We start from the raw sequence: 12,868 nt of genomic DNA, 5'->3' as shown, positions 1-12,868 counted from the left end.
GCGGGGGTGGCCGGGCCGCGCGGGTCGCCGAGCACGACGACGGGCTTGCCGCCCCGGCCGGAGTACTCCCCGAGGTGCGCCATGCCGGCGGTGAGCGCCGACGTGGCCACCACCGCCAGGCCGAGCCCGGTCAACGCCCGCCGACGTCGGATCCGGCGGGCCCGCCGCAGGGCCGACCCGGCCGGGTCGGCGGGCAGCGGCGCGGGCGCGGCGACCCGGCGGGAGAACGTCTCCCACAGCGCGTCTTCCAAGTCGTCCCGCCGCACGACGGTGGGACGCTTCGGGCCATCGCCTCGGTTGCCCGGCGGGACGGAGGGAGGTGTCATCGTGTCTCCCCGGCGACCGCGGCCGGCCGGGGCCGCCCGGCGGTGGCGGGTCGGCGTTCCGCCCGGCGAGTCGGGGGTACGGCCGGCGCGACCCGCTGCCGCGCGGTGGCCGCCGGCACCCGCTCCTGGTCGAGTGGGTCGAGGGCGGCCTCCTCACCCAGCCGACGGCGCAGGGTGGCGAGGGCTCGCGAGGTCTGGCTCTTCACCGTGCCCGGCGAGATCTCCAGCAGGGCGGCGGTCTGCGCCTCCGACATGTCCTCGTAGAAGCGGAGCACCAGCACCGCCCGCTGCCGGGCGGGCAGCGCGCTGAGGTGCTGCCAGAGCACGTCCCGGTCGAGCTGCTGTTCGATCTCGTCGACCCCGGCGCGCTCGGGCAGCACCTCGGTGGGACGTTCACCGTGCCAGCGTCGGCGCCACCAGCTCGTCGACGTGTTGACCATGACCCGACGGGCGTACGACTCGACCGCGTCGATGCCGCCCAGCCGCTTCCAGGCCAGGTAGGTCTTGGTGAGCGCGGTCTGGAGCAGGTCCTCGGCGGTGGCCCAGTCCCCGGCCAGCAGGTACGCGGTACGCAGCAGGGCTCCGGAGCGGGCCGCGACGAACTCGCGGAACTCCTCCTCCAGCGGATCCCGCTCGCCCACCGCTCACCTCCCCCACCGCGTCTCCTGGCAGGCTGCCACGACGGGGCGGTCGGGTCGAGGGCGGATGGTGCCGGGTTGCCCGACGGACGGCCGAGCAGCCTCAGGCTCCGTCGTCGGCCTTCGCCTCGTCGGCTTCCTTGCCCAGCCGCGCCTCGACCGCCTGCGGCTCGTACATCTCCTCGACGACGCGCAGGTAGAGCTCGTTGGGGTTGGGCAGATTCTTGATCTCGCGGAGAGCCTGTTCCTGGCCGGCGGACTCCAGCACGAAGGTGCCGTAGTTGAGCGCCCGACCGGTGGGGCTCTGCTCGTACTTCATGTCGGTGACCCGGGTCAGCGGCATCATGGCCACCCGTCGGGTGATGATGCCGCTGACCACCATGACGCGTTTGTTGGTCAGGATGAAGCGGTCGTACCACCAGTCGGCGACCCGCCAGGCGACCCAGCCCATCACCGCGAACCAGAGCAGCACGGCGACGGTGGTGAGGGCGCCGACGTCCTGCCCGGCGAGGAAGCCGGAGAGGTAGCCGAGCACGAAGGTGGCGGCGACGCCGACGAGGATCGGGGTGGTGAGGTGGATCCAGTGCCGCTTCCACTCACCCCGGTAGCGCTCGGTGGGGAAGAGGTAGCGGGCGACCAGTGAGCTCGGTTCGTCCTCCAGCGGCAGCACCCGTCGGGGTGCCATGCCCTGGGCGTCGGCCCGCAGGCCGGCCAACTCCTCCTCGGAGATGACCGGCGGCTGCTCCGGATCCCAGGTCCGCCCGGCCCGCCCCTCCCCCGGGTAGCCACCCGGCCCGACGCCGTAGCCGACGTCGTCGGAGAGAAACGGACCGTCCGTCATGTCCGGGCCGCGACCCGGCTCGTCGTCGGGCCGGTATCTCGGGATCGGCTCGGTGTCCCGCTCCCGGCGCTCCCGGTCGGGGTCGTCGGGATCGTAGGGTGGTCCGGAGGGGCTGCCCATCGGCGGTTAGGCGACCAGGTTGGTGAAGAACTCGCCGAAGCCGTAGGCGATGTCCACGATGCCTCCGCCGAGAGACTTGAACACGTCCGCGGCGGAGTTCGGCCGGTAGGCGACAAAGAAGATCAAGAATGCGATGCCGGCCCAGGTGAGGACCTTCTTGACCATAGCGGGCCATCCTCTCGCGCGGCGCCGGGTTCGATTACCGCAGCAGGACTCAGAGTATCAGTACCGTGTCGTACGGTGAAGATCTGCGTCCGCTCCCCGACAGGCCGCCAGGGCGACTATGCCCTGCCGTGCAGGTACGGGGACGGCGCGCCGTACACGAGCTCGGGCGGAGTCCACTCGGCGAGGTCGTGCAGGACGACATCCTCCGCGAGGAGGTGACCCGCGCTCGCCGGCCAGGCTATCGCATGAAGCCACATTCCCCGAGCCTCGCCGGCGTACGCGCTTCGATCCGTCTCCGATCTCACCAGCCACAGTGGAGTCGGATGCCCGCTGACCCTGATCCGGGCCGGCTCGACGTGCTGCGGATGCCCGAGGCCAGGCCCCGGTCCGGCCAGCACCTCCGCCAGCCCGGGCCCGGGGTCCGGCCCGGACACCCCGGCGAACCGGGCGCCCAGCCCGACCCCCGGCTCCTCGGCCACCAGGACGAGTTCGGCCGGCCCGCCGCCGAGCGGCGCGGGACCGGCGCAGGCGAGGGCGGTGGCCCGCACCCCGGTGGCGTCGTCGCCGGCCCAGCCGACCCCGGTCACCGTCCAGCCGGCGGGCAGCGGCCACGGACACCACAGCGGCACGTTCGGCCGGCCCGCCGCCCCGCCGGCCAAGGCCCGCTCCACCACGCTGGCCACGATCTCCCCGTCGATGTGCTCGGGCACATGCAACGGCGCAACCGGCCCGCAGCGCGTGCACCGCGATTCGGCGTGCATCAGGTCGGGGGGCCGCACCGACCCCGCACACCTGGGACAACTCACCACGACGCTCATCAACCCACAGTTACCCCGCGCCGGGCAGTCGTCAAGCGATGCGGCCGTTTCCGCCGCTCACCGATGCGACGAGGCTGTCGGAAACGCCAGGGGGCCACTCCGAATCGTCACGGAGGGTAACCCTCTTCCCACCGTCGGACACCGGAGGCCGGCGGCGCGGACGGCATGCGGGTGCCTGGTTGCCGTGGCTGATCCTTTGGTCCGCCAGCCGGTGTCGGGCGGGACCGCGGCCGGCACGGTAGGCGTCAGGCCGGCGGCGGACCGGCATGGGCGCGGATCCAGGCGTGCATGGCGATGCCGCTGGCCACCCCCGCGTTGATCGACCGGGTCGAACCGTACTGGGCGATCGAGAAGAGCTGGTCGCAGGCGGCCCGCGCCGGTTCGGACAGCCCGGGCCCCTCCTGGCCGAAGAGGAGGACGCAGCGCCGGGGCAGGGTGACGGTCTCCAGCGGCCGGGAGCCGGGGAGGTTGTCGATGCCCACCACCGGCAGCCCCGCCCCGGCCGCCCAGGCGACGAACTCCTCGATCGTCGGGTGGTGCCGGACGTGCTGGTAGCGGTCGGTCACCATGGCGCCGCGTCGGTTCCACCGACGCAGCCCGACGATGTGCACCTCGGCGGCGAGGAAGGCGTTGGCGTTGCGCACCACCGTGCCGATGTTGAAGTCGTGCTGCCAGTTCTCGATCGCCACGTGGAAGTCGTGCCGGCGCTCGTCGAGGTCGGCGACGACGGCCTCCCGCCGCCAGTAGCGGTAGCGGTCCACCACGTTGCGCCGGTCGCCATGGGCGAGGAGCTCCGGGTCGTACCGTGGGTCGTCCGGCGGGTCGCCGGGCCAGGGGCCCACGCCCACGTCGAGCTGATCCTCGGTCACGGTCACCAGAGGGTACGGACAGCCCGGCGGCCACCGGACGCCGCCCCGGTCACCGCCGCAGCCCCAGGGCGCCGCCCAGCCGGTCGAGGAAGCGTCGGTCGGCCGGACCGGTGGCGTCGCCGGCGTGGCAGACCCGGACCCCGACGGACTCCACCCACTGCCGGTACGCGGCCGAGTCGGCCGGGTCGGCCCGTCGGCGCAGCACCTTGACCACCGCCCGACAGGCGGCGAGCAGGTCCATCAGATCGTCGAGCCCGTCGGCCGGGTTCGAGCCACCGTCGTGCCGGGCGTAGATCGAGGCGACGACGGCGCGGACGAGGTCGCTGTCGGAGGCCCGGCCGGCGGCGACCGCGTCGAGCCCGGCGAGCCCGGCGGCGACCTCCCGGGGTGGCCGCCCGGGGGCGGGAGCGGCGGCGGCCACGAGCACCCGGCCGGGCAGGGTGGTCAGCAGATCCCACTCGGCGGCGGAGTAGACGGCGGTGGTCAGCGGTGCGGCACGGCGTCCGGCAGAGGGCGGCTCTCCGGCGAGGGAGTGGCTCATCAGGACCTCCGGCGTCAGCATATGCCCCCGGGGCGGGCACGGGCCCCGTCCCGGCCAGAACAGGGCGGGAGCGGGGCCCGTGGGTGACGGAGGACCGCGTTCAGCGGGGCTCGGGGAAGCTGGGCCGCTCGGGGTCGACGCCGTCGGGCACCGCCGCCGCGGCGTACTCCTTCTTGGGGACCATGACCTTGCGCCGGAAGACGCAGACGAGGGTGCCGTCCTGGTTGTAGCCGCGGGTCTCCACCGAGACGACGCCACGGTCCGGCTTCGAGCCGGACTCCCGCTTGTCGAGCACCGTGGTCTCGCCGTAGATGGTGTCGCCGTGGAAAGTCGGGGCGACGTGCCGCAGCGACTCGACCTCCAGGTTGGCGATCGCCTTGCCGCTGACGTCCGGCACCGACATCCCCAGGAGCAGCGAGTAGACGTAGTTGCCGACGACCACGTTGCGCTGGAAGTGGGTCGCCGACTCGGCGTAGTGGGCGTCCAGGTGCAACGGGTGGTGGTTCATGGTGAGCAGGCAGAAGAGGTGGTCGTCGTACTCGGTGACGGTCTTGCCCGGCCAGTGCCGGTACACCGCGCCGACCTCGAACTCCTCGTAGTAGCGGCCGAACTGCATCCTTGTCCCCTCCGACGGGCAGCGATGGAGTCGCCACAGCATGCCTTACCGCTGGTTAAGGATTCGGCTGGGTCGGGGGCGGGGTGGAAATGTCACACCGGCCGCGCCCGGGAGGAGACGCAATGAGCGGCGGGGCCCTCCCCGGCACCCGCCGCCCACGCTCTGATGTCGAAGATTCTGCCCCACCACGTGGACACACCAACAGAGACGGGCGTCACATTTACCATTTTGTGACATTACAGTGAGTAGTGGAAGGTGCGGTGGTGAGCGATCTCCGCACCTTGCATCGCCCCTCGTCAACTGCGAAGTTACCGATTCGTAGCGGTTAATCGCGGCGATCTCCCTGGAAACGCTCCCACTACGACACGTGACGCAAGTGCGTGTTGCATTTGCGTTCCGCACACGGGACCGACAGATCTGTCTCGATGTCCGGTGGCCCGTCCACACCCACCAAGGCCGGTTTCGGCACCGCACCACCGGGAATTCCAACCGGACCGCCCTGGTTCTACCGGACGGAAAAGCAGTCCGCTGATCGGAGAGTGCAATGGCAACGGTTGAGCTGACCACGGCCAACTTCGACGAGGTGACCGAGAGCGACAGCATCGTGCTCGTCGACTTCTGGGCCGAGTGGTGCGGCCCGTGCAAGCGGTTCGCCCCGGTCTACGAGCGCTCCTCGGAGAAGCACCCGGACATCGTCTTCGGCAAGGTCGACACCGAGGCGCAGCAGGAACTGGGTGCCAAGTTCGACATCCGCTCCATCCCGACGATCATGGTTATCCGGGAGGGCGTGATCGTCTTCGCGCAGCCCGGCGCGCTGCCCGAGTCGGCGCTGGAGAACCTGATCGAGCAGGTCCGGGCCCTGAACATGGACGACGTCCGCAAGCAACTCTCCGACCACAAGCACTGACACCGACCCACCACGGCCGGGCCCCGCACCGGGGTCCGGCCGTCGTGCGCCGGCCCGGCCCGATCCCCCCGCGCACCCGGGCCACGCAGGCGCGGGGGTCCACCGCGGGGTGCCGATCCCGTATCGTCACGACCCGATGGAGACGCTGACCACCCAGGGCCGGACGGGGCGCCTGGTCGCCACCGCCCTCGGTGCCGGCCTGCTCCTCGCCGGGACCGTCCTGGGCCTCGACGACCACTTCCCGTTCGGGCCGTTCCGGATGTACTCCACCTCCCCGCCGGCGGACGCGCCGGCCCCCGACACCCGCGTCGAGGGCGTCGACCGCACCGGAGCGCTGATCGCGCTGGGCCAGGACGCCACCGGCATCCGCCGGGCCGAGATCGAGGGCCAGCAGGACCGGTACGTCGCCGACCCGGACCGGCTGCGCCAGGTCGCCGAGGCGTACGCCGAACGGCACCCGGACGCCCCGGAACTGGTCGAGGTACGGATCGTGATCCGCTGGTACGGCATCCACCAGGGCCGGCCCACCGGCAGGTGGACGGACGAGACCGCGGTGCGCTGGGAGGCGACCCGGTGACCCGCTGGCTCACCGAGGCCGTTCCCCGCGGCCGGGTCGCCGCCTTCCGCACCCTGGTCTACCTCTTCGTCGCCGCCGACCTCGTCGTCTTCACGCCCTGGGTGCGTACCCGGGTCGACGTACCCGGTGAGCTCTACCAGCCGCTGCTGATCGGCCGGCTGCTGCCGCTGCCCACGCCGACCCCCGCCCTGGTCGCGGTGCTCTTCTGGACGCTGCTCCCGCTCGCTCTGCTGGCCGCGACCGGCCGCGCGCCCCGGCTGCTCGGCTGGTCGGTCTTCGCGCTCTACCTCGAGTGGATGATCATCGCGATGAGCTACGGGAAGGTCGACCACGACCGGTTCGCCCTTCTCGTCGCGCTGGCCGCACTGCCCACCGCCGGCCGCGCCCGGCACGGCGACCCGACCCGCAGCGAGGCGGGTGGCTGGGCGCTGCGGGTCACCCAGATCGCGGTGATCTGCACCTACTTCCTGGCCGCCTGGGCCAAGCTGCGCTTCGGCGGGCTGGACTGGGCCACCGGATCGGTGCTGGCCCGGGCCATCATCCGGCGCGGCACCGACCTGGCGGACCTGATCGCCCAGGTGCCCTACCTGTTGATCGTGGCCCAGTTCGGCATCCTCGCCTTCGAGCTCCTCAGCCCGCTGGTGTTCCTGCTCCGCGAGCGCTGGCGACTCGCCACCGTCGGCTTCTTCTACTCCTTCCACCTGGTCACCTTCGCGACGATCACCATCTCGTTCGCTCCGCACCTGGTGGCGATGGCCAGCTTCCTGCCGCTGGAGAAGGTCCGTCCGGTCGACCGGTTGCGGCAGCTACGCCGGCGCCGGCCGGCGGCTCCGGTCGACCAGCTCGGCGAGCATTCCCTCGCAGCTACGGGCGACGACCTGCGCCCCGCGCCGCTGCCCCAGCCGTAGCCTCGGATCCTCCGCACGCTCCCGCCACCGCCGCTGAGCCTCGCCGGCGGCCTCCCACAGCCGGTGTACCGGCACGTCGTGGTCCACGCCGAGCCGGGCGGCCAGGCCGGCGCCCTCGCCGCCGATCAGCCGCCGCGCCTCCTCGACCGCTGCGGCGTCGAACCCCGACCGGTCGCCGCGCAGCGCCGCGAACAGCCGCAACTCCGCGAACTCGTGCGCGCCGGCAAGTACCCGCTCCACGGAGTCGAGCAGGGCGCGGGTGTCGGGTGCCGGCCGGGTACGCGCCACGGTTTCCACCGCTGCCAACGCCGACCGGGCCTTGAGGACGCCCTGCCGGTCCACGAAGAGCCGGTGCACCGACTCCCGCAGCTCGGCCAGACCGCTGCGGCGCACCAGCTCGGCGGCGAGCGTGGCCCGCGTGTCGCAGCCCGTCCGGACCAGTGTGGTGGCCAGCCGGACCCCGAACAGGCCCAGCCGGTCCAGCAACGCGGCCCGGTCCGCGGTGTCCACGTACACCGGCAGTTCGCCGCGGAGGAACCGGTCGGCGGAGAGGAGATGGCCCTCCAGCTGCGGGCGTGGTACCCGGGCCAGCTCCGCCAGCGCGGCGAACTCCGCCTCGCCCAGGGTCCGCCCGGCCAGGCCGACCGCCCCGCTGCACGCGACCACGTGCAGGCAGAGGGCCGCCACCCGGGGATCCCGCTGTTGGCGACGGGCGAGCTGCCGGGCGGTGAGCAGCGCGCCGATCTGCCCGCCCCCGGTCTCGTCCGCCCGCGACCGCACCAGGACCACCGGCACCGGGGCGGCCTGGCCGACCAGGCTCTCCCGGCCGGCCTCCAGCACCCGCAGGTCGCTGTCCCGCCCGTCCCGGGTCAGGTGGAGCACCGCGTCCGCCTCGTGCAGCAGCCGGCCGATGGTCGGGCCCGGGTCGTCCGCGCCGCCGAGCGCCGGGGTGTCGATCAGCGTCAGCTGCCGCAGGGACCGGGTGGGCCACTGCACGACGATGTCGGTCAGCCCGTCCGCGGCGTGTCCGCCCAGGTCCACCCGCATCCCGGCCGCCGACCGGGCGACCGCCAGCTCCTGCGGCGGCTGGCCGGTGGACCAGGCGGTGGCGCGGGGTACGGGCCCGTCCTCGTACCAGACGAAGGCCTCGCTGCCCGCGACCTCGCCGACCGGCGCGACCGTCTCGCCCATCAGCGCGTTCAGCAGCGTCGACTTCCCGGATCGCCAGGGGCCGGCGATGGCGACCCGCAGCGGCTGATCCAACCGGGCGAGCTGGTGCCGCAGCGGACCGGCGGCGCGGGGGTCGTCCCGGCACCGGTCGAGCGCCTCGTGCAACAGGTTACGGACGGCGGCTTCGAGCCCCGGTCCGCCGGTCATGCCGACTGCTCCAGCACCACCGGCCCGGGACGGCCAACGGTCAACGACTGGGCCTGCTCGTAGAGCCGCGCCAGCCCGGTCATCTTCGCCCGGATCTCGCGCTGCCGCCGGTCCCGGACGGCGGCGTCCGTCTCGGCGGCCTGCTTGGCGCTGCGCAGCGACTCGACGATGCCCTCCTGCAGCTCCTCGGTCAACGCGGTGAAGTGGTTCCGCAGCAGCCGCTGCACCTGCCGGACGGTGTCCCGGCAGTCCTTCGTCATCGCCACGAAGAAGTCGTCGACGTGTCGTTGGACGGCCACCTTGACCGTGGACTGGCGACGGCGCAGCAGTTGCTTGCCCTCGTCCCGGATGCTCTTGCCGCCCAGCAACGCGCCGAACCCGACCGAGACCGGGTTGATCATGGGCATGCCGGCCAGCGTCAGCGCGAGCCCGAACATCAGCATCCCGCCGTACGAACCCTTCATGCCGGTGAGCAGTTTCTGGCTGACCGTGAACCGGTCGACGGACGGACACTCCAGCTGGGGCAGCCGGTCGGCGAGGTCGTCGGGCACCGACATCGACCAGGGTGGCAGCACGTGGTGGCCGTACCGGGCGAAGTTGCCGGCCACCCGGCGGGCCACCCAGTCGCAGCGCCGCACCAGCCACTCGTGGTTCTCCCGGGCCGCCTCGGTCAGGCTCCGCTCCAGCCAGCCCTGGAAGACGTCCCAGCCGGTGAGCGGGTCGGCCGTGTCGAACGCCTCGTCGACCGCGCGCAGGATCTGACGGGTGCGCTCCCGCATGTCGTACTCGACGTCCGACAGCAGGTCGGCCATCTCGTCGACGAGGGTGTTCTGCCAGCGGGTCGAGCAGCGGCGCAACTCGTCCACCTCCCGCTGGGCGGCGTGCAGCCGGGCCATCGGTCCCTCCCGCCCCGCGGCCTGCTGGTTCTCCAGCTCGGCCCGCAACGGGGCCGCCAGCTGCTCGACCACGGCACGGGCGAGCGCGGTCACCGACGCCCGGGCCAGGGTGTCGCTCTTGCCGGCCAGGTCCCGGCGCAGACGGGCGATCAGCAGGGGGAAACCGGACTCGGCGTTGAGCTGGTGATCGTCGCCGGCCGCGGCGCGCATCCGCAGTGCCGCCGACACCGGGATCAGCGGCGCGGGGACACCGGCCTCCTGCAGGTGCCTCCGGTTGCGTTCGGCGACGGCCCGCCAGTCCGGTACGAGGTCCGTCTTGGTCTGCACCACCACCACGTTGGGATGGGAGCGGGTGAGGTGCAGCAGCATGTTCAGTTCGGCGACGGAGAGTTCCCGGGTGGAGTCGGAGACCAGCAGGACGGTGTCCGCCCGGTGCAACGCGGCCACCGGAGCCGCACCGCCGGAACCGGCTGCCCCGTCGCTGCCCGGGGTGTCCACGAGCACCAGACCGGCACCGAGCAACGCCCGGGGAACGCCGATCTCGACATGGGCGGCGCCGCCGCCCGAACGCGGCACCAGGGTTCCGGAGACCCCGGCGGCGATCCGGTCCAACGGCAGCGGGGTCCGCTCCACCCCCGGCGGGCTGCCCGCGCCGGGGGCCCGCGGTTCCGACGGGGTCCGCACCAGCACGGCCGAGGCGGTCTCGGCGTGCCGCAACACGGTCGGCAGGACCGTGGTACGGCCGTCACCGACCGGGCAGACCTGGGCGGTGACGATCGCGTTGACCAGCTGACTCTTGCCCTGGTTCGGCTCGCCGACGACCAGCACCCGCAGCGCCGGGTCGAGCAGCTGGGCCCGTTTCTGGCGAACCGTGCGGAGCAGGTCGGCGCGGCCGTGGGCGGTGCAGGTGCCGGCGAGCTCGTCCAGCACATCCAACCAGATACCCGCCATCACCGGACCAAGTGTGCCGATAGCCCCGCATTAATCAAGAGGGGCGGGCACGGCGGATGGGGCCGGGGCACCCGAGGTGACCCGACCCCACCCACCGTGGGACGCCCGTTCAGAACAGGCCGTCGCCGAGTCCGAGCAGCCCAGCCTCGGCGGAGACGTTCGCCTCGCCGTGCACGCTGGCGCTCCCGCTCACCCCGCCGGTGAGGCCGCTCACCGTACCGTTGACGTCGCCGAGCGTGCCGGAGACGGTCGAGTCCACATGGGACGTCACACCGGTCACGGTGCCGGTGACGTCGAGGTCCTGCACCGTGTGGTCCACGCCGAGCCCGCCCAGGGTGTCGTTGACACCGAGCGAGTCGACGAGCCCGCCGACGTGCCCCTGGGTGTTCGGCAGCACGCCGTCCAGGCCGCCACCGACCAGGCTGTCGCCCGTACCGAACGGGTCACCGGCGACACCCGTGGTCGTGTCGACGACGTCCCGGGTCACCGGCTCGACGGCACTGTCCAGGCCGCCCACCACACCGGCGTCCAGGGTGTGCGCAACGTCACCGACCCCGGTCAGGTCGGTGTCCAGCCCGTCCCGTCCGACCCCGACACCGATCCCCGGCAGGACGCTCGCACCCGCCGAGACGGTGGTCGGGTCGACGGCGATGGTGCCGAGCACCCCCGCCTTGACGTCGACCCCGCTGGCCGAGCCGGCGACGGCGAACTGCTGGGTCACGGTCTGCAGCTGGCCGACGACGTCCGTGGTGTCGACCGGGAGCTGGTCGACACCGACCGCGGACGGCGCCAGCGACGTGAGGCCCTGCACCGGGGCGTAGTCCACCACCAGCGGCACGACGTCCTGCACATCCGCGGCGGTGATGTCGTGCAACCCCGCAGCCCGCAGGGCGCCCTCCGGGTCGAGGTCGAAGGAAGCCCTCGCGTCCGCGTCGATGAGCAGGTTGAGCACGAAGTCGTGCAGGGTCTGGTTCGTTTCCATGGTTTCCCCTCGGACGTCTCGTCGGCGACGAGCGGTGTGTCGCAGTGATCGGTCACGCTACGGACGTCACCGGCGTCGGGCATCGGGGATCAACCCGAAAGTGCGCGGGGCCGGACCGGGGGGCCCGCCCGCCACCGGTTAGGGGGATGGGGGGAACCAGGTGGCGGGGGATTTAGGGAGTAGGTCAGCCGGGGATCTCTGGTACGAACGTAGGACCCACGGGGTCTGCCGGACGGGGTCGCCGCACGGGCACCCCGACACCGTCGTCACCGGCCGGCCACTCCTGGTGAGAGAGAGACGATGCCGTACGTCCTGGGAATTGACATCGGATGCACCACCACCGTCGCGGCGGTCGCCCGGCGGTGGGGCGCCGAGTGGTCCGCGCCGGAGGTCGTCGCACTGCACGCCGGATCGGCCACCGTCCCCTCGACCCTGCACCTGTCCGTCGACGGCACGATGACGGTGGGCGTGCCCGCCTTCGACGGCGACGGCCGCACCGTGCGGGGTTTCCCGCACCGGGTCGGCGACGCCGTCCCCGTCGTGGTGGGCGGCGACGCGTACCCGGCGCAGACGCTGACCGCCGTACTGGCCGGCTGGGTGGCCGAACAGGTCCGGGTCGCCGAGGGCGGCCCACCCGAGGCGGTCGTGGTCAGCCACCCGGCGGGCTGGGGCACACACCGGCGGGACCTGCTGCGCCACGCCCTGACCGAACTCGGTCTGCCCCGGGTGACGCTGCTGCCCGACCCGGTCACGATCGCCGAGTACCACGCGGCACGCGGGTTCCCCGGCGCCCTCGCCGCCGTCTACCGCCTCGGTGGGGAGACCTTCGAGGCGGCGCTGGTCCGCCGCCACCCCGACGGGACGTACGGCACCGCCGGCCTGGCCCAGTCGCTGCCCGGATGCGGTGGTGTCGACCTCACCGAGGAACTGGCCGACCACGTCCGCAGCGTCCTGGCCCGTGGCCCGGCCGGCGCCGACGCCGTGCCGCACGACCTGACCATGGCCTGTGACCGGGCCAAACACGAGCTGACCGTCGCCACGGAGACCGACGTGGTGCTCGACCTTCCGTCCGGGCCGGTACGGGTGCCGGTGAGCCGTGGGCAGTTCGAGGACCTGGCCCGTCCCGCCGTCACGATGACCGTCGACCTGCTGCTCCGCGCCGTCGGCGGCGCCGGCCTGACCCCGGCGGAACTGGACGGCGTCCTGCTCGCCGGCGGCTCCGCCCGGCTCCCCCTGGTCGCCGAGTTGCTCGGCGCGGCGTTCCCCTGCCCGATCCAGGTGGGGCCCGACCCCGAGCTGGCCGCGGCCACCGGCGCCGCGCTGGCCGCCTGCCAGG

14 protein-coding genes and 1 pseudogene are annotated in these 12,868 nt (G+C 73.0%); 4 read left to right on the top strand and 11 right to left on the bottom strand.

The genetic code is table 11. The annotated features are described in order from the left end of the window. From E1165_RS24155 to E1165_RS24125, 8 genes and pseudogenes are all read right to left on the bottom strand, one after another. A pseudogene (locus E1165_RS24155) lies at nucleotides 1–326 on the bottom strand (hypothetical protein); the annotation flags it as partial. After that, complete coding sequence (locus E1165_RS24150; RefSeq protein ID WP_243704964.1) at nucleotides 323–967, bottom strand: SigE family RNA polymerase sigma factor; 645 nt, start codon at nucleotides 965–967, stop codon at nucleotides 323–325. The gene E1165_RS24150 and the pseudogene E1165_RS24155, both read right to left, overlap by 4 nt. 100 nt (nucleotides 968–1,067) lie before the next feature. Next, nucleotides 1,068–1,925, bottom strand: coding sequence for a PH domain-containing protein (locus E1165_RS24145; RefSeq protein ID WP_132394036.1), 858 nt, complete (start codon nucleotides 1,923–1,925; stop codon nucleotides 1,068–1,070). A 6-nt stretch (nucleotides 1,926–1,931) separates the two neighbouring features. Continuing rightward, nucleotides 1,932–2,090: a hypothetical protein gene (locus E1165_RS29205; protein WP_165945313.1), complete on the bottom strand. Its 159-nt coding sequence runs from the start codon at nucleotides 2,088–2,090 to the stop codon at nucleotides 1,932–1,934. A gap of 116 nt (nucleotides 2,091–2,206) precedes the next feature. Beyond that, nucleotides 2,207–2,908, bottom strand: a complete 702-nt coding sequence (locus E1165_RS24140) for a DUF6758 family protein (protein WP_371687395.1) — start codon at nucleotides 2,906–2,908, stop codon at nucleotides 2,207–2,209. Nucleotides 2,909–3,153: 245 nt separating this feature from the next. After that, nucleotides 3,154–3,777 (bottom strand): RNA methyltransferase, encoded by a 624-nt coding sequence (locus tag E1165_RS24135; RefSeq protein ID WP_132394035.1) that lies wholly within the window; start codon nucleotides 3,775–3,777, stop codon nucleotides 3,154–3,156. A 49-nt stretch (nucleotides 3,778–3,826) separates the two neighbouring features. Beyond that, nucleotides 3,827–4,318 (bottom strand): hypothetical protein, encoded by a 492-nt coding sequence (locus E1165_RS24130; protein ID WP_132394034.1) that lies wholly within the window; start codon nucleotides 4,316–4,318, stop codon nucleotides 3,827–3,829. 100 nt (nucleotides 4,319–4,418) lie between these two features. Continuing rightward, nucleotides 4,419–4,934, bottom strand: coding sequence for a MaoC family dehydratase (locus E1165_RS24125; RefSeq protein WP_132394033.1), 516 nt, complete (start codon nucleotides 4,932–4,934; stop codon nucleotides 4,419–4,421). A gap of 544 nt (nucleotides 4,935–5,478) precedes the next feature. Here E1165_RS24125 and trxA point away from each other — a divergent pair. The 3 genes from trxA to E1165_RS24110 all read left to right on the top strand — a co-directional run bounded on the left by trxA (nucleotide 5,479) and on the right by E1165_RS24110 (nucleotide 7,326). Then, the gene (gene trxA / locus E1165_RS24120; RefSeq protein ID WP_132394032.1) at nucleotides 5,479–5,841 is read left to right on the top strand and encodes a thioredoxin; all 363 of its coding nucleotides are present in this window, start codon (nucleotides 5,479–5,481) and stop codon (nucleotides 5,839–5,841) included. 136 nt (nucleotides 5,842–5,977) lie between these two features. Next, entirely contained in the window at nucleotides 5,978–6,418 is a 441-nt protein-coding gene (locus E1165_RS24115; RefSeq protein ID WP_132394031.1) for a hypothetical protein, read from the top strand. Further along, nucleotides 6,415–7,326: an HTTM domain-containing protein gene (locus tag E1165_RS24110; RefSeq protein WP_132394030.1), complete on the top strand. Its 912-nt coding sequence runs from the start codon at nucleotides 6,415–6,417 to the stop codon at nucleotides 7,324–7,326. Before E1165_RS24115 ends, E1165_RS24110 begins: the two co-directional genes overlap by 4 nt. On the opposite strand, the gene E1165_RS30535 is transcribed toward E1165_RS24110, so the two are convergent. The 3 genes from E1165_RS30535 to E1165_RS24095 all read right to left on the bottom strand — a co-directional run bounded on the left by E1165_RS30535 (nucleotide 7,225) and on the right by E1165_RS24095 (nucleotide 11,532). Further along, the gene (locus tag E1165_RS30535; protein ID WP_132394029.1) at nucleotides 7,225–8,703 is read right to left on the bottom strand and encodes a GTPase; all 1,479 of its coding nucleotides are present in this window, start codon (nucleotides 8,701–8,703) and stop codon (nucleotides 7,225–7,227) included. The genes E1165_RS24110 and E1165_RS30535 overlap by 102 nt on opposite strands. Continuing rightward, on the bottom strand, nucleotides 8,700–10,550 hold the full coding sequence (locus E1165_RS24100) for a dynamin family protein (RefSeq protein WP_132394037.1): 1,851 nt from the start codon (nucleotides 10,548–10,550) through the stop codon (nucleotides 8,700–8,702). Before E1165_RS24100 ends, E1165_RS30535 begins: the two co-directional genes overlap by 4 nt. Before the next feature lie 109 nt (nucleotides 10,551–10,659). Then, nucleotides 10,660–11,532: an IniB N-terminal domain-containing protein gene (locus E1165_RS24095; RefSeq protein WP_132394028.1), complete on the bottom strand. Its 873-nt coding sequence runs from the start codon at nucleotides 11,530–11,532 to the stop codon at nucleotides 10,660–10,662. 300 nt (nucleotides 11,533–11,832) lie between these two features. Here E1165_RS24095 and E1165_RS24090 point away from each other — a divergent pair. Next, on the top strand, nucleotides 11,833–12,868 hold a 1,036-nt coding region (locus tag E1165_RS24090), incomplete at its 3' end, for an Hsp70 family protein (protein WP_132394027.1).

This window comes from Micromonospora sp. KC723 (assembly GCF_004348595.1).
GTDB lineage: Bacteria > Actinomycetota > Actinomycetes > Mycobacteriales > Micromonosporaceae > Micromonospora.
Note: the sequence above shows the minus strand (reverse complement) of the source record. Positions and strands in the feature narration are given on the sequence as shown.